Genomic DNA, 5,119 nt, shown 5'->3' on the forward strand with positions numbered 1-5,119 from the left:
TGAGCCGGTCGGTGCCCCCGGGGATCCCGGGGGCCCGGCTGCCGTCCTCCGGGATGACGTAGCGACCAGCCCCGCCGTCCGCGGCCCGGAGCTTGACGGCCCCGAGCTCGTCGAGATCGCGGCTCAGGGTCGCCACCGCGACGGCGATGCCCTCCTCGGCCAGGGCCTCCGCCAGCTCGGTCTGGCTGCGGACGGCGCGACGCTCGAGGATCTCGGCGATCCGCGCGTGTCTGGCGGTCCTGCTGACCGTGCCCATCGTGGTCACGACCGCCCCATGAGCCAGACGAGCAGTGCCTTCTGTGCGTGGAGCCGGTTCTCGGCCTCGTCGAACACTCGGCTGCGGGGCCCGTCGATGACCTCGGCCGTGATCTCCTTGCCGCGGTAGGCGGGGAGGCAGTGCAGGACGATGACATCGTCAGACGCCTTGTCGACCGAGTCCTGGCCCAACCGGTAGTCGGCCAGGTCGCGGATCCGCTCTGTCGCCGAGTCCTCCATCCCCATCGACACCCAGGTGTCCGTGATGAGGACGTCGGCCCCGACCACCGCCGCGTCGACGTCGGTCGTGATCGCCACGGAACCGCCGGTCCCCGCCGCGACCCGCTCCGCGTCCGCGACCACCTGGCCGGTCGGCTGGTAGCCCTCCGGCGCGGCGATGGTGATGTGCATGCCCGCGGTGGCGAACCCGAGCAGATACGAGTGCCCCATGTTGTTCGCACCGTCACCGAGGTACACCGCACGCAGGCCCGCCGTGCGACCGAAGTTCTCCCGGATCGTCAGCAGGTCCGCGAGGATCTGACACGGGTGGAACTCGTCGGTCAGCGCGTTGACCACCGGTACGTCGGAATGCGCGGCGAGCTCCACGAGCGCGTCCTGCGAGTACGTCCGCCAGACGATCGCCTCGACGTAGCGCGACATCACCCGGGCGGTGTCCGAGAGGGTCTCACCCTTGCCCATCTGGGTGGATCCGGACTCCACCACGATGGCGTTCCCGCCCAGTTGGGCGATGCCGGCATCGAACGAGAACCGCGTCCGCGTGGACGTCTTGTCAAAGATGACGGCGACCGAGCGCGGACCCTCGAGCGGGCGGGCCGAGAACGGGTCGGCCTTGAGCCGCAGACCCAGATCGAGGACCTCGGCCTGTTCCTCGGGGCTGAGGTCGTCGTCACGCAGGAAGTGTCGCACCGACGGTGTAGCTGCGGTCATGGGGTGGACTCCTTCGGGGTCGCCGCGTCGAGGATCGCAGGGAGTCCCGCGACGAACCGCGCGGCCTGTTCCTCGGTCAGGATGAGCGGTGGTGCGAGGCGGACCACGTCCGCGGTGGTGGCGCCGACGAGGTACCCGGCCTCCCGGGCCGCCCCTTCCACCGACTTGGCGAGCGGGGCGGTGAGGACGACGCCCAGCAGCAGGCCGCTCCCGCGGACGTGGTCGACGAGCGGGTGGTCCAGGCATTCGATCTCCGCGGCGAGGATCTTCCCCAGCCGGTCCACGTGCGCGACCAGGTCGTCGGACTCGATCGTGTCGAGGACCGCCAGTGCGGCCGCGCACGCCACGGGGTTACCTCCGAACGTGGTCCCGTGCTGGCCCGCGGTGAGTAGTTGCCCGGCCGCGCCGACCGCGAGGCAGGCCCCGATCGGCAATCCCCCTCCCAGGCCCTTGGCCAGGGTGATCACGTCCGGGACCACCCCTGCCCGCCGGCTGGCGAACATCGCACCGGTGCGGCCGATCCCGGTCTGGACCTCGTCGACGATCATGAGGATGCCGTGCTCGCTACACACCGCGCGCACCTCTGACAGGAAACCCTCGGGGGGCTCGACGACCCCGCCCTCGCCCTGGAGCGGCTCCAGGATGACGGCGGCGGTGTCCCCCGGAGCCTGTCCGACGAGAGCGGTGAGGGCCTCGATGTCTCCGTAGGGGAAGAACTCGACCCCGGCGGGCATCGGCTCGAACGGCTCCCGTTTGGCGGGTTGGCCCGTCATCGCGAGCGCGCCCATGGTCCTGCCGTGGAACCCGTTCTCGGCCGCGAGGATCCGTGAGCGGCCCGTCCGGCGGGCGATCTTGAACGCCGCCTCGTTGGCCTCCGCGCCGGAGTTGCAGAAGAAGGCGCGGACGGGCTCGTCCACCGCCAGCAGCGACTCGAGCCGTTCGGCCAGCGCCACGACCTTCGGGTGAATGTAGAGATTGGACACGTGGCCCAGCTCGGCGACCTGGCGGCTGACCGCGTCCACCACCGCCGGATGTGCGTGGCCGAGCGCGTTGACCGCGATCCCGCCGAGCAAGTCCACGTACTCGCGGCCGTCGGCCGAGATCACGGTGACGCCCCGGCCCGAGACGAGCTCCAGGGGCGGGGTCCCGTAATTGCGCATGAGAGCGCTCTCCCACCGTGCGGTGAGCGATGGGGTGTCGGATCCGGTCATGTCGCGCCTCCTACCGGTGTGCGGATCTCGTGGTCACCCGCGGTGACCATGGTGCCGATGCCGCCCTCGGTGAGAATCTCGAGCAACACGGAGTGTTCGACGCGCCCGTCGATGACGTGGGCCGCCCGCACCCCGCCCTGGACCGCCCGCAGGCACGCCTCCATCTTCGGGACCATCCCGCTCTCGAGTGACGGGAGCATCTTCTCGAGCGGACCGGTTCCGAGGTGCGTGACCAGTGAGGACCGGTCCGGCCAATCGGTGTAGAGGCCCTCGACGTCGGTGAGGACGACGAGCTTCTCGGCACCGAGCGCGGTGGCCAGTGCACCGGCGGCGGAATCGGCGTTGATGTTGTGGACGGTGCCGTCGGCATCCGGTGCGATGGTGGACACGACCGGGATGCGGCCGGCCTCGATGAGGTCCAGGACGGCAGCGGGGTCGACCGACTCCACATCGCCGACCAGCCCGATGTCGGTCGGCTCGCCGTCGACCATCGCCGTCCGCCGGACGGCGGTGAACAGCCCCGCGTCCTCCCCGGAGATCCCGACCGCGTACGGACCATGCGCGTTGATCAGGCCCACGAGTTCCCGGCCGACCTGGCCGAACAGCACCATTCGGACGATGTCCATGACCTCCGGGGTGGTCACCCGGAAGCCTCCGCGGAACTCGCCCTCCATCCCCAGTCGGCCGAGCATCGACGTGATCTGGGGGCCGCCACCGTGGACGACGACCGGCTTGAGGCCACAGGTCCGGAGGAACACCATGTCGGCCGCGAACGCCGCCTTGAGCTGGTCGTCGATCATCGCGTTTCCGCCGTACTTCACCACGACGATGGTGTCGTGGAACTTCTGCAGCCAGGGCAGCGCCTCGGCGAGGACGTGCGCGCGGACGAACGGCGTCAGTTCGGTGGACCCGTCGTTCATCTTGGTGGTCATGTCAGGCCTCTTCCGGCTGGTCGGGAACGGTCAGGGTCAGGCGCACGTCGGCGCCCCCGCGGTGGCGGAACGCGAACTCCACCCCGTCCGTGGTGCGTGTGGGCTCCGGCCACGGCGACCGATCGGTGTCGGGTCGGAAGACCAGGACCTCGATCGGACCGACCTCGCCACCGGATCGGGCGCCGACGAACCGGGCGACGTCCTCCGCGACGGAGTGCGTGAACGTGAAATCCTGCCCGGTGTCCCCGGATCCGGGTCCGCCGAGCAGGACCACCGCTCGGATCGCCGGAACCTCGGCGCTCAGAATGCTCCACCGTAACTCCGCGGCACCCGCACCCTCGCCGTGGACCTCCAGGACCGACGTCGTGCCCGGGGGAGCCACCCAGAACAGCGCGTCGTTCCCGACCGGATCGGACCACGACTCGAGTCCGTGGGCGCGGCCACCGGATACCGCGCCGGACGAGGCGCCCACCGTCACGGTGCGAGGCCGACCGTGCTGAGACCGGCCGTCTCCGGGAGTCCGAGAGCCAGGTTCATCGACTGGATGGCGCCACCGGCGGTGCCCTTGGCGAGGTTGTCGATCGCAGCCGTGAACACAGCACGTCCGGCCCGCTCGTCGACCTCGATACCCAGTTGGACGGCATTGGACCCGAGGACCGAGGCGGTCATCGGCTGCACTCCCACGGGCAGCACGTGGACGAAGGGCTCGTCGTCGAACGCCTCGGCATACACCCGCCTCAGCTCCTCCGCGGTCGCGGTGGTCGGGGCGACCGCCGTGGTGAGGATTCCCCTGGCCATCGGGGCCAGGACAGGGGTGAAGCTCACCGACACCCGCGACTCGGTGACCCCCCGCAGGTTCTGGGTGATCTCGGGAGCGTGACGATGGGTGGTGACGCCGTACGCCTTCGCCGAGCCCATGACCTCCGAGGCGAGCATCGGCACCTTGGCGGACTTCCCCGCACCGGAGGCGCCGGTGACCGCGACGATCGTGATCCCCGACGCGTCGACCAGGCCGGCAGCGACCGCCGGGAACAGCGCGATGCTCGCCCCCGTGGGAAAGCACCCGGGGACCGCGATACGGCGGGTCGACCGCAGCGCCTCACGCGCGCCGGGGAGTTCGGGCAGACCGTACGGCCAGGTGCCGGCATGGGCGGAGCCGTAGTAGGCCTCCCAGTCCGCGGCGTCGGAGAGCCGGAAGTCCGCGCCCAGGTCGACGACGAGGACGTCTGGCCCCAACTGCTCGGCGATCTCCGAGGAGTGCCCGTGCGGCAGTCCCAGGACCACGACGTCGTGACCGGCCAGGGTGTCAGCACTGGTCTCGACCAGGACACGGTCCGCGAGCGGGAGGAGGTGGGGATGGTGCTCGGCCAGCGGCTGGCCCGCGTTGGACCCCGCGGCCAGCGCGCCGATCTCCATCTCACCCGACACCACCGCGGGATGCCCGAGGAGGAGGCGGAGGAACTCCCCTCCCGCGTAACCCGATGCACCCGCGACTGCCACTGTGATTGCCATGCGCACGAGTATGCAACATCATGCAATCTTTTGCACGTCCGCGGCCGTCCGCGCCACCCCCGGCCCGATCACGCCCCGATCTGACGCCGCCCGCCACCGAAGCGGCTCTGCCCGAGATCCACCGAGCCGCCCACCCGACGCCCTTCCTGAATCCCCGAGGAACCCACGCGACGCCGCGCGCCACGGACCGCGGACGGGAAGCGACGCCGCAGCTCACTGTCCGCTCGCTGGGCGTCGGACCGCAGGACGAGCCCGGCCCCG

The 5,119-nt window shown here is 70.8% G+C and carries 5 protein-coding genes and 2 pseudogenes; all 7 read right to left on the reverse strand.

Annotation, left to right across the window (positions count from 1 at the left end; genetic code table 11):
* A pseudogene (locus tag G6026_RS11655) lies at positions 1-256 on the reverse strand (arginine repressor); the annotation flags it as partial.
* 5 nt (positions 257-261) lie between these two features.
* Entirely contained in the window at positions 262-1,203 is a 942-nt protein-coding gene (argF, locus tag G6026_RS11660) for an ornithine carbamoyltransferase (protein WP_107756348.1), read from the reverse strand.
* Positions 1,200-2,414 carry an acetylornithine transaminase gene (locus tag G6026_RS11665; RefSeq protein ID WP_107756347.1) on the reverse strand — a complete coding sequence of 405 codons (1,215 nt, stop codon included), beginning with the start codon at positions 2,412-2,414 and terminating at the stop codon, positions 1,200-1,202. Before G6026_RS11665 ends, argF begins: the two co-directional genes overlap by 4 nt.
* Positions 2,411-3,346 (reverse strand): acetylglutamate kinase, encoded by a 936-nt coding sequence (gene argB, locus G6026_RS11670; RefSeq protein WP_182613277.1) that lies wholly within the window; start codon positions 3,344-3,346, stop codon positions 2,411-2,413. Before argB ends, G6026_RS11665 begins: the two co-directional genes overlap by 4 nt.
* Position 3,347: 1 nt before the next feature.
* Positions 3,348-3,824 carry a hypothetical protein gene (locus G6026_RS11675; protein WP_107756346.1) on the reverse strand — a complete coding sequence of 159 codons (477 nt, stop codon included), beginning with the start codon at positions 3,822-3,824 and terminating at the stop codon, positions 3,348-3,350.
* Positions 3,821-4,858, reverse strand: coding sequence for an N-acetyl-gamma-glutamyl-phosphate reductase (argC, locus tag G6026_RS11680; protein WP_182613278.1), 1,038 nt, complete (start codon positions 4,856-4,858; stop codon positions 3,821-3,823). The genes G6026_RS11675 and argC overlap by 4 nt, the downstream gene beginning before the upstream one ends.
* 68 nt (positions 4,859-4,926) lie before the next feature.
* A pseudogene (locus G6026_RS16960) lies at positions 4,927-5,119 on the reverse strand (DUF2786 domain-containing protein); the annotation flags it as partial.

The sequence above is a fragment of the Dietzia sp. DQ11-38-2 genome, from assembly GCF_014145055.1.
In the GTDB taxonomy this organism is placed as follows: domain Bacteria; phylum Actinomycetota; class Actinomycetes; order Mycobacteriales; family Mycobacteriaceae; genus Dietzia.